Source organism: Providencia sp. PROV208 (genome assembly GCF_028479465.1).
Lineage (GTDB): Bacteria > Pseudomonadota > Gammaproteobacteria > Enterobacterales > Enterobacteriaceae > Providencia > Providencia alcalifaciens.
Genome location: NZ_JAMPNS010000022.1, coordinates 23,296 through 37,554, shown reverse-complemented (window position 1 = coordinate 37,554; position 14,259 = coordinate 23,296). Strand labels below are relative to the sequence as shown.

General features: G+C 42.9%; 12 protein-coding genes. 3 read left to right on the top strand and 9 right to left on the bottom strand.

The features are described from left to right. Positions 1–3 precede the first annotated feature (3 nt). From hslU to priA, 5 genes are all read right to left on the bottom strand, one after another. A complete protein-coding gene (gene hslU / locus PR766_RS16380) occupies positions 4–1,338 on the bottom strand; it encodes an HslU--HslV peptidase ATPase subunit (protein WP_006660515.1) in 1,335 nt (444 codons plus the stop codon). Between the two features lie 11 nt (positions 1,339–1,349). Further along, entirely contained in the window at positions 1,350–1,880 is a 531-nt protein-coding gene (gene hslV, locus PR766_RS16375) for an ATP-dependent protease subunit HslV (protein ID WP_006660514.1), read from the bottom strand. Positions 1,881–2,048: 168 nt separating this feature from the next. Next, positions 2,049–2,888, bottom strand: coding sequence for a cell division protein FtsN (ftsN, locus tag PR766_RS16370; RefSeq protein WP_230086770.1), 840 nt, complete (start codon positions 2,886–2,888; stop codon positions 2,049–2,051). A 72-nt stretch (positions 2,889–2,960) separates the two neighbouring features. Further along, complete coding sequence (gene cytR / locus PR766_RS16365; RefSeq protein WP_006663185.1) at positions 2,961–3,989, bottom strand: DNA-binding transcriptional regulator CytR; 1,029 nt, start codon at positions 3,987–3,989, stop codon at positions 2,961–2,963. A 287-nt stretch (positions 3,990–4,276) separates the two neighbouring features. Then, the gene (gene priA / locus PR766_RS16360) at positions 4,277–6,475 is read right to left on the bottom strand and encodes a primosomal protein N' (RefSeq protein ID WP_006660511.1); all 2,199 of its coding nucleotides are present in this window, start codon (positions 6,473–6,475) and stop codon (positions 4,277–4,279) included. Between the two features lie 225 nt (positions 6,476–6,700). On the opposite strand from priA, the gene rpmE reads away from it, so the two are divergent. Continuing rightward, on the top strand, positions 6,701–6,916 hold the full coding sequence (gene rpmE, locus PR766_RS16355) for a 50S ribosomal protein L31 (protein WP_004265313.1): 216 nt from the start codon (positions 6,701–6,703) through the stop codon (positions 6,914–6,916). 100 nt (positions 6,917–7,016) lie between these two features. On the opposite strand, the gene PR766_RS16350 is transcribed toward rpmE, so the two are convergent. The 4 genes from PR766_RS16350 to metJ all read right to left on the bottom strand — a co-directional run bounded on the left by PR766_RS16350 (position 7,017) and on the right by metJ (position 10,205). Continuing rightward, positions 7,017–7,751, bottom strand: a complete 735-nt coding sequence (locus tag PR766_RS16350) for an outer membrane protein (RefSeq protein ID WP_006660510.1) — start codon at positions 7,749–7,751, stop codon at positions 7,017–7,019. A gap of 68 nt (positions 7,752–7,819) precedes the next feature. Then, positions 7,820–8,533: an outer membrane protein gene (locus PR766_RS16345; RefSeq protein WP_154636055.1), complete on the bottom strand. Its 714-nt coding sequence runs from the start codon at positions 8,531–8,533 to the stop codon at positions 7,820–7,822. A 266-nt stretch (positions 8,534–8,799) separates the two neighbouring features. Next, positions 8,800–9,525: an outer membrane protein gene (locus PR766_RS16340; protein WP_036962578.1), complete on the bottom strand. Its 726-nt coding sequence runs from the start codon at positions 9,523–9,525 to the stop codon at positions 8,800–8,802. Between the two features lie 362 nt (positions 9,526–9,887). Beyond that, positions 9,888–10,205, bottom strand: coding sequence for a met regulon transcriptional regulator MetJ (gene metJ / locus PR766_RS16335; protein WP_154601261.1), 318 nt, complete (start codon positions 10,203–10,205; stop codon positions 9,888–9,890). A gap of 327 nt (positions 10,206–10,532) precedes the next feature. On the opposite strand from metJ, the gene metB reads away from it, so the two are divergent. Then, positions 10,533–11,687 (top strand): cystathionine gamma-synthase, encoded by a 1,155-nt coding sequence (metB, locus tag PR766_RS16330; protein ID WP_006660506.1) that lies wholly within the window; start codon positions 10,533–10,535, stop codon positions 11,685–11,687. Positions 11,688–11,704: 17 nt separating this feature from the next. Continuing rightward, positions 11,705–14,146 carry a bifunctional aspartate kinase/homoserine dehydrogenase II gene (locus PR766_RS16325; protein ID WP_006660505.1) on the top strand — a complete coding sequence of 814 codons (2,442 nt, stop codon included), beginning with the start codon at positions 11,705–11,707 and terminating at the stop codon, positions 14,144–14,146. Positions 14,147–14,259: the final 113 nt, after the last annotated feature.

Here is a 14,259-nt window from a genome sequence, read left to right as displayed (position 1 = left end):
AGATTATAAAATAAATCTACTCAGATCTTCATCCGCAACGAGTTCGTCTAAGTGTTGACGGACATACTCAGCATCAATTGTAATGCTTTGTCCATCACGCTCACTTGCATCGAAAGAGATATCTTCCATCAGACGTTCTAGTACGGTATGTAAGCGACGAGCACCGATATTTTCAGTTGATTCATTTACTTGCCATGCAGATTCTGCAATTTTGCGAATCCCATCAGCGGTAAATTCAATACTAACACCTTCGGTTGCCATCAGCGCTTTGTACTGTTCAGTCAATGATGCATTCGGTTCAGTTAGGATGCGCTCGAAATCTTCCGTCGTTAGTGCTTCTAGTTCAACGCGAATCGGCAGACGACCTTGCAGTTCAGGGATCAAGTCTGATGGGCTAGAGACTTGGAATGCACCAGACGCGATAAATAGGATGTGGTCAGTTTTAACCATACCGTGTTTGGTTGAGATGGTGCAGCCTTCGATTAATGGTAGCAGGTCACGCTGAACCCCTTCGCGGGAAACATCTGGACCAGAGCTTTGACCACCGCGTTTACAGATTTTGTCGAATTCATCAATAAACACGATACCATTTTGTTCAACGGCTTCAATCGCTTGTTCTTTTAGCTCTTCAGGGTTAACCAGTTTTGCAGCTTCTTCTTCCACCAGCAGTTTGAAAGCTTCTTTGATTTTCATCTTACGAGGCTTCTGTTTTTGACCTGCTAGGTTCTGGAACATAGATTGCAGTTGGTTGGTCATCTCTTCCATGCCCGGAGGAGCCATGATTTCAACGCCCATAGGTGCCGCAGAGACTTCAATTTCAATTTCTTTATCGTCTAGCTGACCTTCACGTAATTTCTTACGGAATGCTTGGCGTGCTGGTGATTGTTCATCAACCGGCTCTGCTTGCCCCCAGTTATTTTTTGCTGGTGGGATTAAGACATCAAGAATACGTTCTTCCGCCATTTCTTCTGCGCGGTAACGGTTTTTCTCGATAGATTGTAAGCGCACCATTTTTACTGCTGAATCAGTAAGATCGCGGATGATGGAGTCAACTTCTTTACCAACATAACCCACTTCAGTGAATTTAGTTGCTTCAACTTTGATGAATGGCGCATTGGCTAGTTTCGCTAAGCGGCGCGCGATTTCGGTTTTACCTACCCCAGTAGGACCAATCATCAGAATATTTTTTGGGGTCACTTCATGGCGTAGATGCTCATTTAATTGCATACGGCGCCAGCGGTTACGCAGGGCGATAGCAACAGAGCGTTTAGCTTTATGTTGGCCAATAATATGGTTGTCGAGTTCGCTGACAATTTCGCGTGGAGTCATTTCGGACATGCTAGCAATCCTTATGATTTTGAAGAAATTTCTTCAAAGTTGACATTATGGTTGGTGTAAATACAGATATCTCCCGCAATCGCGAGGGCTTTTTCTGCGATTTCGCGGGCGCTTAAATCTGTATTTTCGAGTAAGGCGCGTGCAGCTGATTGTGCGTATGGACCACCGGATCCAATAGCAATTAGGTCATTTTCAGGCTGAACAACGTCACCATTACCCGTAATAATTAATGAAGTGTGTTCATCTGCGACGGCAAGCAGCGCTTCAAGTTTGCGAAGCATACGGTCGGTACGCCAATCTTTGGCTAATTCCACCGCCGCTTTAGTGAGATGTCCTTGATGGAGTTCAAGCTTACGTTCGAACAGTTCAAAGAGAGTGAATGCATCTGCGGTGCCACCGGCAAATCCTGCAATGACTTTGTCGTTATATAAACGGCGCACTTTGCGGACATTGCCTTTCATGACGGTGTTACCCATCGTCGCCTGTCCATCACCACCGATTACAACTTGGCCATTACGGCGAACACTTACGATTGTTGTCATGAGTTAGCCCCTGGTTTTTGTTACAAAAAGAATGCAGTTGATTTCGTTTTTTGATAGATAAATTTCAAGTGATAGTGAGTTATTCACTATCACTTGAAAGAGATTTAGCTCAAAAATAACTGCTTACGAGTACGTTAAAACAGTAGATGGGGGAGGTGAGGGGATTTTTCAACCCCCAGAAGCGCGAAGAATGCAACCACTCACGCCAACACCTGCCGCGCGGTCGCGCATGCTTTCGGCGGTAGACTTAGAATAAGGTCCTAACATGATGCGATGCCAGCCACCACCAGTGGTGACGCGGCTTTCAATTCCAGCAAAGGCAAGGGTTGCACGTACAGATTCTGCTTGCTCAGTCGTTTTGAATGAACCACATTGCACGATCATATTCTGCATTTTATTCACAGGGGTCGTTTCGGGCTTAGGCTCGGATTTAGGTTCGGGTTTTATTGCCGCTTGAGCCTGCTGAACTGGTGCGGCTGGGCGTGTCTCCGGTTTTGGTTCAACCACAGAAGGTTTACGCTGCGTCGGTGTTTCAATTGATTTTACCGGTTCGTTGATGACCACTTGTGAGCGCGGAACAGGTTTACCATTAAATGGAACCTCTTGCAGATTCGTCACTGGCTGGCGACGATCGGAGTCCATTTGCTCTAATAATTGGCGCTGTTCGGTGGTGAGATCAGACTGACGAATATTACCGCTATTCGTGTTTGGTTGTGCCGGCGAAGTATAATCTTGCCAAGGCTCCTCGAGCTCTCTTTTATAGCGCCAAGGTTCTTCAGGTTTAGGTGGCAGCGTGCTACCTGGTTTTGCAGCTTGAGTTGGGAGATTCGCTTGAGGAGCGTCTTTTTTATTGTGAGTAATAAAGAATAGCCCTCCTACGAATAAGACGACAATAGCAACCGCCACAAGTAACGTGGTTAATGGTAGCCCTTGGGCTTTCTTCGATTTGCCTTTGCTTTTTTTGCGAGCGGACGACCGTCCTCGAGCTACATAATCTTTTTGTGCCACGCTATTAATTCACTAGTTGTCAGTTGTAAATCGTTATTTTAGGCATATGTTACTTAACCTTAACGATTTTGCCTAGCATTTAGGCGCTTTTGTACTCTCTCTAACGATTAAATCAGAATCTAGGAGACGAGAACCTGGGGTGACACTATTTCCTTGTAGCTGTTCTAGCAGCAATAGCATCGCATGGCGACCAATTTCCCTACGAGGGTGATTGATTGTCGTCAGTGCGGGTAACGTATATTTTGCTTGCTCAAGGTTATCAAAACCGATAAACGAGATATCCTCTGGGATTTTTAGACCCATTTTTTTCGCTTGCCACATGGCTCCGAATGCCATGATATCAGTATGGCAAAAAACAGCGGTTGGTGGTTCGGGCAGTGAAAGCAATGTTTTTAATGCTTCGGCGCCGCTTTCATGGGAAAAATCGCCGCGCACAATATAGTTTTCTCTAAGCCCTTCACCAGTACGTAGCATCGCTTTTTTGTACCCTTCTAAGCGATATTGGCTATGGGGCATCTCTTCAGGACCCGCAATGCACGCAATGCGTTTATGTCCTTGCTTTAATAGGTAGTGGGTAGCATTGAAAGACGCCGTGAGGTTATCAATATGCACGGTGGGAAGTTTTAACTCTGGGGCAAATTCGTTCGCCATAACAATTGGTGGTAGGTTTTTTTGCTCTTCTGTTGATACATCAAACGGTAAGTTAGAGCCAAGCAATACCATGCCATCAATTTGCTTAGTGATGATAAGGTTGATAAAGGCATTTTCTTGTTTTTGTTGATGTTTACAATCACCAATGAGCACGAAGTAACCTTCGTGGGCGGCGATTTCTTCAATACCACAGATCACATCACTGAAGAAAGGATCGCTAATGTCTGGGACGATCGCCAGAATGGTTTTGGATTCATTGCGTTTATAGCTGCGGGCGAGGTTATGGGGATAATAACCCACGTCTAAGACAGCTTGCTCAACTTTTTGACGTGTTTGTAGGGAGACTTTTTCAGGATTCATCAACGTCCGAGAAACTGTCGCGGTTGATACTCCTGCTGCGCTAGCGACATCTTTCATGGTCGCCGTATTATTGTGCTTTTTACTTTCCACAACGCCTTCCTTTGTCTAGTTAATCGATTGCTTTTTTTGAATGGCGCAAACACGTCATTTAGCTAATTAAAAGACATTCTAATGAGTTTCACAATAATATCTGTTACCTAGTTTACATAAAAAGTGTGACTTGCATCATTTTTTAGAGCTGCCTCGCAAATTTAAAAAATAGTTATAGTGATAATCACTTAATCCAAATTCTGAATGCATGAGATTATAGCGAAAAAGAATGTTTAGTGATGATTGTCAGCGAGTTACATTACTCAAAACTCAGGTAAATAGCATGATTAACCGTCAGTAGGGTCCACATCAATATTCCATTTCACTTTGCGACTTTCCGGCTGTTTTAGTAACTCAGGCAATAGTTGCGCCATAAATTGTTGAAGGTAAGCGCGTGATGGATGCTGTAGTAGCAGCTGCCAACGAAAACGTCCGCCGCGTTTTGCCTGAATGGAGGGCGCTGGACCTAAAATCCATAATCGGGAGTCGCTTTGCGGGTGCTGACTAATATAGTGGCGGACATTTTGTAAAAACTGTCTCGCATCCTGATTATTATGATCTTCAGAGCGGATCAAAATATGGCTGGTGAATGGGGGCAACATGGCGACTCGACGCTCTTCGAGCGCTTCTGCGGAGAAGGCGTCATAACCACTTTCTAGCAAAGTCAGTAGAAGAGGGTGTTCGGGATGATGGGTCTGTAAGAAGACTTCCCCTTGTTTGCCTGCTCGCCCTGCTCGCCCTGACACTTGCACGTACAATTGTGCGAAGCGTTCTGCGGCTCTGAAATCACTTGAAAATAGTGCACCGTCAACATCCAGCAGCGCCACGAGGGTGACATCCGGAAAATGGTGTCCCTTTGCTAACATTTGTGTGCCGATCAGAATGCGTGCACCGCCTTCATGCACCGCGTTTAAATGTTGCTCTAATTCCCCTTTACGGCTTGTGGTATCACGGTCGATACGAGTCACGGGTACATCTGGGAATAATTCCGAAATACCTTCTTCCAACTGTTCCGTTCCCATACCAACAGGGACTAAGTGGGTTGAACCGCATTGCGGACATTGACGTGGAACAGGTCGCTGGCTATCGCAGTGATGGCAGCGTAACTGATGAAAATTTTGGTGAAGGGTGTAGTAGTGATCGCAACGCTGGCATTCTGCTATCCAGCCACACTCATGACAGATAAGGGCGGGTGAATAACCTCGTCGATTTAGAAATAAAATGACCTGATTATTTTGTGAGAGATGATTTTTAATGTGTTGAATCAGTAAATGGGATAAACCAAACTTGAGGGGTTGACCTTTTAAGTCAATTAAATGCTGCTCTGCCGGACGCGCGTTACCGGCTCGAATCGTCAAATTTAATTGCCGATACTTATTTTGCTGGACGTTACTCAAGGTCTCTAACGACGGCGTTGCGGTTCCCATGATGATGGGAATATTTTCTTTTTTGGCGCGAAATACGGCTAAATCACGGGCATGATAACGCCAGCCATCTTGTTGCTTATAAGAACTGTCATGCTCTTCATCGATAATAATGATGCCCAGATGGGCAAAGGGTGTGAACAGTGCGGAGCGCGTTCCAATAATAATGCCATTAGACCCTTGCTTAGCTCGTAACCAAACAGCTAGGCGCTCACTATCATTCAGTGCGGAGTGCAGCACATCAACAGGTACATTAAAACGTTCTCGAAATCGATTAATGGTTTGTGGCGTTAGCCCAATTTCGGGTACTAGAACCAGTGCTTGCTTACCTTGAGCTAGAATATTTTCCAAGACGCTCAGGTACACCTCGGTTTTTCCTGAACCCGTGATCCCTGCTAATAGCCAAGGTGAAAAATTATTATCTTCTGCACGGATAGCACCTACGGCGGTGGCTTGTTCGCTATTGAGTCGTAAACGTTCGCCACTCACTGCAAATTGAGACTGCCACTTTTCAGCAACAGGTTGAACGGGATGTAATTCAGCGTACTGTTTTTTCTTTAGTGCCTGTAAGGCACTTTCACTGATCTCTAATTCCCCAACTTGATGACGATAAATAGGGCGGCGACGTAATAATGCTAAAGCTTGTTGCTGTTTTGGGGATCGCTTTAGTTCATTAAGATCCGCAGCGTTGCCTTCTTCAGTGACTTGCCATTGCCAAATTGGCGTAAATTCGGCTGGTTTCCCTTGGCGTAGTAAGGTTGGCATCGCATGGAATAGCACTTCGCCAATAGGATAATGGTAGTATTGAGACGACCACAATAAAAGCTGCCAGAGATCATCTGGAAACAGAGTTTGTGAATCCAAAACCAGTTCCACGGTTTTTAATTGGTCTTCGGGAAACTCGCTTTTATCGCTCAGATTGACCACCACACCAAGGGCTTGGCGCTTACCAAAAGGGACCATGACTCGTCCACCAATGACGGGGATAGGCATATTTGAGCCCAAGAGATAATCAAATGTGCGATTTAAAGGAACAGGTAACGCCACCTGAACGACGATCATAGCTGGATTTCCGTCCGTTTTTTGTACAAAAATATGAAGGTATTCTGTTAGAGTAACATAAAAAGCACGCTATTTTCATTGCGTGATAAACAGATTTTCTGTATGATCCGCCGCCTTTGGTATCAATTAATTTTGTTTTGCCAATAAACTAAATTTAATCAACACGACGTGTGGTGTCCGGCGTTAGGGCTGGAATGGCGACACGGCCTTATTAGAGGTTCTCCCATGAAAAAAGGTATTCACCCGAAATACGAAGAAGTTACTGCAACTTGTTCTTGCGGCAACGTAATGAAAATTAACTCAACAGCTGGTCACTCTCTGAACCTGGACGTTTGTGGTAACTGCCACCCGTTCTATACTGGTAAACAACGTGATGTTGCTACTGGTGGTCGTGTTGATCGCTTCAACCAGCGTTTCAGCATCCCAGGTTCTAAAAAGTAATCGAACCTGTCACGTTGAAGTTGATTTAACGTATTCAGTAAAAAAAACCTGTTCATTGAACAGGTTTTTTTATTGCTTAAAACTAGCGTATATCTTGATGTTAGAATCGGTAAACAACACCAAACATAAAATCGTGGCTGGCTAGGTTTATGGTTGAGGTGTCCGTGGCATCTTTGTCGAAAGAATTTGGCATGGATATTTTATATTTACCGGCTTCGGTAAATCGATAGCCCAAGTCAAATGAGAGGTTGTCACTGAAAGCATATCGACCGCCCATTCCTAAGCTCCAAGCTAATTTATTAATCCTCTCAGATCTTGATTGGTTAGAATTTTGTTTGAGGCCAAAAATTTCAAACTCAGAGTGTTGTGTATTCTCATAGCGAGTACTGGCTAGTCCAAGTCCAAAGGAAATATAAGGCATAAATGCGGTTTGGTTTTTCATATCATAATAACCATTTAGCATTAGTGTGGTCAGTGTGGCTTCGTTTTTCATATCCGCGGAACTATTTGGAACGGTGGAAAGTGCATTAAGGCTGTGCGTATCGCTAACTTTCCCTCGCATACCCACTTCTAGCTCAGTGCGTATAGGTACTGAAAATTGGTCATAAAAATCATAGCCAATACCGATAAAATTACCAAAAGCAGGGTGACTTTTATCATTAAATTTTAAGGCTCTGAAATCAGATTTTTTTTCATTACTGTATTCGAATTTAGAATCATACATATTCAATACCGATACACCAATTTTACTTGATATATAAACACCATTATGACTGGATGCTATTGCTAAATTAGCAAACAACAAGCAACTCAAAGCTAAAAGTAAATTTTTCATTATTATGCCCTTATCCATGAGTGAATGACACCTTAACGATAATTAAGATGCTAGACAATATAGATAAATTAGAAACGGTATACTAATCCGAGCATAATATCGTGAGTCCTGATATTAGTTTCTGTTTTGTCTTTATTACCGGCTAAATCTGTTTCGGAAATTTGATATTTCCCAGCATCGAGAAAACGATAGCTTACATCCAAAGCTAGGTTATTATTAATTGTGTATTGAGTGCCAGCTCCTAAAGCCCATGTAAAGTTATTAATAGTGCTAGTTTTGGATGAATTTAAAACATCAGTAGGTGTATAGATAGTTGTTGATAAAACTCGGTTGTAATCTACACGAGCTAACCCTAAACCTATTGAAATATATGGTGTAAATGATGTTTGATTTTTGAAATCATAATAGTTATTGAACATGAATGTATTCACTCGAGCATTGTTTTTGATGTTAGCTGAAATACCAAACTCATCTGGACCATAAGTATGATATTGTGTTTCAGCTTTTTCTCTCATTGAAAGTTCTAATTCTGAACGTGCTGAAATGTTGAATTTTTCATGAAAGTCATAACCTAAAGAAATGCTTCCAGAAAAGACTGAGTCATTTTCATTTTTATCATGATATTCCGGACCATTTCCGCTAGGAGATGATGTTATTACTTTAGAATTATTAAAATTAACAATTGAATCTCCGATTTTTCCCGATAAATATAATCCGTTATTATTATTCGCTACAGCTAGGCTTGTAAATAGACCGCAGGTAATTATAAATATACTTTTCATTTAATTACTCCAATTAAACATTTTTCTTGAATATAATAATATTATAAGTGAAATGGTTTGTTTTATGATTGAATTGGAAAATTCAAGGTATATACCTATAAATAGGTGCGAAAGAGAATATTCGTTAGTTTTATGTATTGATTTTTATTATTTTTTGAATTAAATCACCATCATATACTGATTGTTGGATAATAATGGTGATTAAAGTAAAATAAATACATCTAAATCATCATTGAACAATAGATTAAGATGCGTACGAAAAATACTTAGAAACGGTAAGTTACACCAAACATAATATCGTGGCTTCTCACTTTTACTTTTGACGTGTTTTTTTGGTCATCTGCGTAGTAATTCGCTTCAGACTTCCCTGCATCTAAGAAGCGATATCCCATATCTAACGAAAAATGGTTATTCACTCGATATTGCGAACCTAACCCAACGCTCCATGCAAAGTTATTGGTGGTTTTGGATTGGGTATATTGCTCATGAGTATACTGATTCAAACTCACAATATGCTCATTATAGTCATAGCGCATTTTATGGTTGATACTCGCCATGCCCAACCCAACGCTGACATATGGGGTAAATTTAGTGGCATTCTTAAAATCATAGTATGTATTGACCATCACAGTATTTAATGTGATGTCCGTTTTGACGTCATCGGAACTGCTGAGAACTCCTGGGTCATTGAACGATTCAAGATTATGATTTGTTGATGCTTTTTCTCTCATGCCAAATTCAAGTTCAGTACGGATAGGTAACTTAGTGGTTTTAGCAAAGTCATAACCGACGGCGATATTGCCACCGAAAACCGAATCATGAGTATTTCCGAGATTGGTTTTTTCAAATTCGTTATCACTGGTTAACCATTTTTGGTTTGATACTTGAACAATGGAAGCGCCCATTTTACCTGAAACATACAGGCTTTCTACGCCCGCAATGGCTGTGCTAGACACTAAATTGAGTAAAGATACCGCAATAATTTTTTTCATTATAAATTCCATTTAGCTGTGTAATCGGATCGCGCAATATGAGTATAGATAACGATTTTTTTATCTATGCTGTATTCCTATAAAATTGTTATACACAGCATGCTTTATTATTTTTAATATCATTAAGCACTTGGCTGTAAAAATAACCTTTATAGGAAAAAATAATCACACTTTATTTGACGAATTAAAGGTTTGAGAGATTAACCCGTGATGATAAGTGCACATTGGTTATCGGCAGTAAATGAGTTTGCTTAACAGTATGAAGATAATGAGAATTAATGAGGGATATGATTAGATAAAGCGTAGGGTGGACCACACTCGACCCGCATGTGCGGATCGAGTGTTAAAAAATTACCGTGGAATTAATATTCCCAAGTATCTGGATCAATACCAAGCTCGCGCATAATCTCTTTCGCTGCTTCAGGGATCTCATCATTACGCTCTTTACGCAAATCATCATCATCTGGCAGCGGTTGACCAGTAAACGCATGCAAAAAGGCTTCGCACAGTAACTCACTGTTAGTTGCGTGGCGCAAGTTATTGACCTGACGACGTGTACGTTCATCCGTCAAAATTTTTAGTACCTTTAAAGGAATAGATACTGTGATTTTTTTGACTTGCTCGCTTTTTTTGCCATGTTCAGCATACGGACTGACATATTCACCATTCCATTCAGCCATGAGATACCTTGGATATGTTCATTAAATAATAAAAGTCATATGCGAGTGCCCATTTCAAAATTCTGAAGATGAATTTTTTTCAAGACATTCTCGACATACAGGTTAAGAGCAAATGGCATAAATCATTATTAAATACATTTAATAATCAACAAATTAAAGCCATTATTGCGCCAGAAACGGGATTCAACTATCCATTGGCACATAATTATTATGGCTGATTATTCCATTAGTTGTTATAAACGTAAAGAGGTTTAGACGTCCAGACATGTTGACGTCTAAATTTGCTTTGAGTATGATTTGAGCTATCCCATACTTGGAGAGACGTTTATGACATACAAGCCATCCACTATCGCGATACATAATGGACTGAATGAAGACTCGCAATTTGGTTGCGTTGTCCCTCCCATCTATTTATCCAGCACCTATAACTTTACCGATTTTAATGAGCCGAGAGCGCATGACTATTCTCGTCGTGGTAATCCTGGGCGAGATATCGTACAGCGGACACTGGCGCAGCTGGAAGGGGGAAGTGGTGCCGTAATGACTAACAGTGGAATGTCAGCTCTCCATCTATTATGCACGGTATTATTGCAGCCGGGCGATCTGCTCGTTGCCCCTCATGACTGTTATGGCGGAAGTTATCGATTGTTCAACAGCTTGAGCCAAAAGGGAGCTTATCAGGTTGAATTTGTAGATCAAAGCGATGAGTCAGCATTGCAAGCTGCCCTGGCGAAAAAGCCGAAACTTGTCCTCATCGAAACACCCAGTAACCCCCTACTGAGAATTTACGATATCCAGCATATTGCAGCATTAGCGCACCAAGTCGGGGCACTCGTGGTGGTGGACAACACCTTTTTAAGTCCCGCATTACAGCAACCGTTAGCGTTAGGCGCTGATTTTGTTGTACATTCTTGTACAAAATATCTTAATGGTCATTCAGATATTATTGCGGGGGCTGTGATTGCCAAGGAAGAGAAATGGGCTCTAGAATTAGCATGGTGGGCGAATAATATTGGTGTCACTGGGGGCGCATTCGACAGTTATTTATTACTTCGAGGCATGAGAACATTACTACCTCGTATAAAACAGCAGCAATCCAATGCGGGTGAAATCGTAAAATATCTTAAAACTCAGCCACTGGTGAAGAAAATATATTATCCTGCTTTGAGTGATCATCCGGGACATCACATTGCTGCCGCACAACAAGCAGGTTTTGGGGCAATGTTAAGTTTTGAATTTGCAGGAGATGCAGCGCAAATTCGTCAATTTTTACATGCGCTGACTCTATTTACATTAGCGGAATCTCTCGGTGGTGTAGAAACCTTGATTTCCCATACGGCGACCATGACCCATGCCGGCATGTCTTCTGAAGCGCGAGCTGCAGCAGGTATTACGGATAGTTTACTGCGCATTTCGGTTGGTCTAGAAGATAGTCAGGATCTTATCGCAGATTTGAGCCACGCATTTAAGGTTGCGTCATAACGTTAGCGGAGTTTTTGATGAGTGCAATAACAGCATTTGAGGTGATCCCTTGTCACCGACAGTTACATAAGTTTGGGGGAAGTAGTTTAGCTGATGTGAAATGTTATCAGCGTGTTGCTACCATTATGGCGAACTATAGCCAACCCGGCGATTTAATGGTTGTTTCTGCGGCAGGGAGTACCACAAACCAGCTGATTAGTTGGCTAAAATTGAGTCAGAGTGACCGCATTTCGGCTCATCAAGTGCAGCAAACACTGCGCCGTTATCAACAAGATTTGATCACCGGTTTATTACCGGAAGCGCAGGCAGACGAATTAAATTCACTTTTTATCGCAGATTTAGAGCGACTCAGCAGTTTATTGGACAAACCCATCAATGATGCCACTTATGCTGAAGTCGTCGGACACGGTGAAATTTGGTCTGCACGGCTCATGTCCGCTGTACTAGAACAGTTTGATATGGCAAGCGCTTGGTTGGATGCACGCGCATTTCTACGTGCAGAAAGAGCGGCTCAGCCTCAAGTGGATGAAATTCAGTCTCGCCAGCTGTTACAGCAACTACTCGTGCAATATCCGCAACGCCGTCTTGTGGTAACAGGCTTTATTTCCCGTAACCAAAAAGGTGAAACTGTCCTTTTAGGTCGTAATGGTAGCGACTATTCCGCAACCCAAGTTGGGGCATTAGCGGATGTGGATAAAGTGACGATTTGGAGTGATGTCGCAGGGGTATACAGCGCCGACCCTCGTAAGGTCAAGGATGCGTGTTTGCTCCCACTTTTACGTTTAGATGAAGCGAGTGAATTGGCTCGCCTTGCTGCACCTGTATTGCACACGCGTACTTTACAGCCCGTTTCGGTCAGTAATATTGATTTGCAGCTGCGCTGTAGCTACCAGCCAGAACAAGGCTCGACTAAAATTGAGCGTGTATTAGCATCGGGTACAGGCGCAAAAATTGTCACTAGTCACAATGATGTTTGCTTAATTGAGTTGCGTATTGCAGCAGGTCGCGATTTTAATCAGATTTGCAAAGATGTGGATTTATTATTAAAGCGCGTACAGCTTCGCCCACTGGCGCGGGGCATCCACCACGATCGTGCAATTTTGCAGCTTTGCTACACCTCAGAAGTGGTGGAAAGCGCATTGAATGTGTTGGAAGAAGCTGCGCTACCGGGGTCGCTTTCATTACGTGAAGGTTTTTCTCTGGTCGCTCTGGTCGGTGCTGGCGTGTGTAAAAAACCACTGCACAGCCACCGTTTCTATGAAGAACTCAAAGGACAGCCTGTTGAGTTTATCTGGCACTCAGAAGATGGCATTAGCTTAGTTGCGGTACTGCGTACTAATCAAACTGAACATATTATTCAAGGAATGCACCAAAGCTTATTCCGCGCCGAAAAGCGTATTGGCTTAGTGTTGTTTGGGAAAGGCAATATCGGAGCTCGTTGGCTAGAGCTGTTTTCAGTCGAGCAGCAAAATATTTCAGCACGCAGTGATTTTGATTTTGTGCTGGCGGGAGTTGTCGATAGCCGTCGTAGCTTACTGAATTACCAAGGTATTGATCCAAGTCGTGCGTTAGCCTTCTTTGATGATGAAGCGGTGGAGCATCAGGACGATAATCTGTTTTTATGGATGCGAGCACACCCATACGATGACTTGATTGTGTTGGATGTGACGGCCAGTGGTGAATTGGCTAATAGTTATGTGGATTTTGCCAGTTACGGTTTCCATGTGATCAGTGCAAATAAGATAGCGGGTGCGGCACCCACTCAGCAGTATCGTGACATTCGTGACGCATTCGCCAAAACAGGGCGTCACTGGCTGTACAATGCAACTGTTGGTGCTGGCTTACCGATCAACTACGCCGTGCGTGATCTCAAAGAAAGCGGTGATGCCATTTTGGCGATCAGCGGGATCTTCTCTGGGACATTATCATGGTTATTCTTACAATTTGATGGCTCGGTACCATTCAGTGAATTAGTGGAGCAAGCGTGGCAACAAGGATTAACGGAGCCAGATCCTCGCATTGATTTGTCTGGGCAAGATGTTATGCGCAAGCTGATTATTCTAGCGCGAGAAGCGGGCTATGATATTGAGCCTGATGAGGTTCGTGTGGAATCTTTAGTGCCAGCGCAAGCCGAAACGGGTTCACTGGATGAATTCTTCGAAAATAGTGCGGTGATTAACGAGCAGATGCAGCAGCGCTTAGAAGCAGCACGTGAATTGGGACTGGTTCTGCGTTACGTGGCGCGTTTTGATGCGGTAAAAGGCAAAGCGAAAGTGGGGGTTGAGGCGGTTAAACCTGAGCATCCTCTTGCGTCTTTATTGCCGGGCGACAACGTATTTGCGATAGAAAGCCGTTGGTACCGTGATAACCCATTAGTCATTCGTGGTCCGGGGGCTGGACGAGATGTGACTGCCGGTGCAATTCAGTCAGACCTGAATCGACTTTCTCAGCTTTTATAAACGGCATTACCCGTTATTATCCAAGGCGCACGGGGTAGATTGACTCGTGCGCTAACGCTGTTTCTCAAATTTTCTCATTCCTATTTTATTCTTAAGTAAGATTCATGACTTAA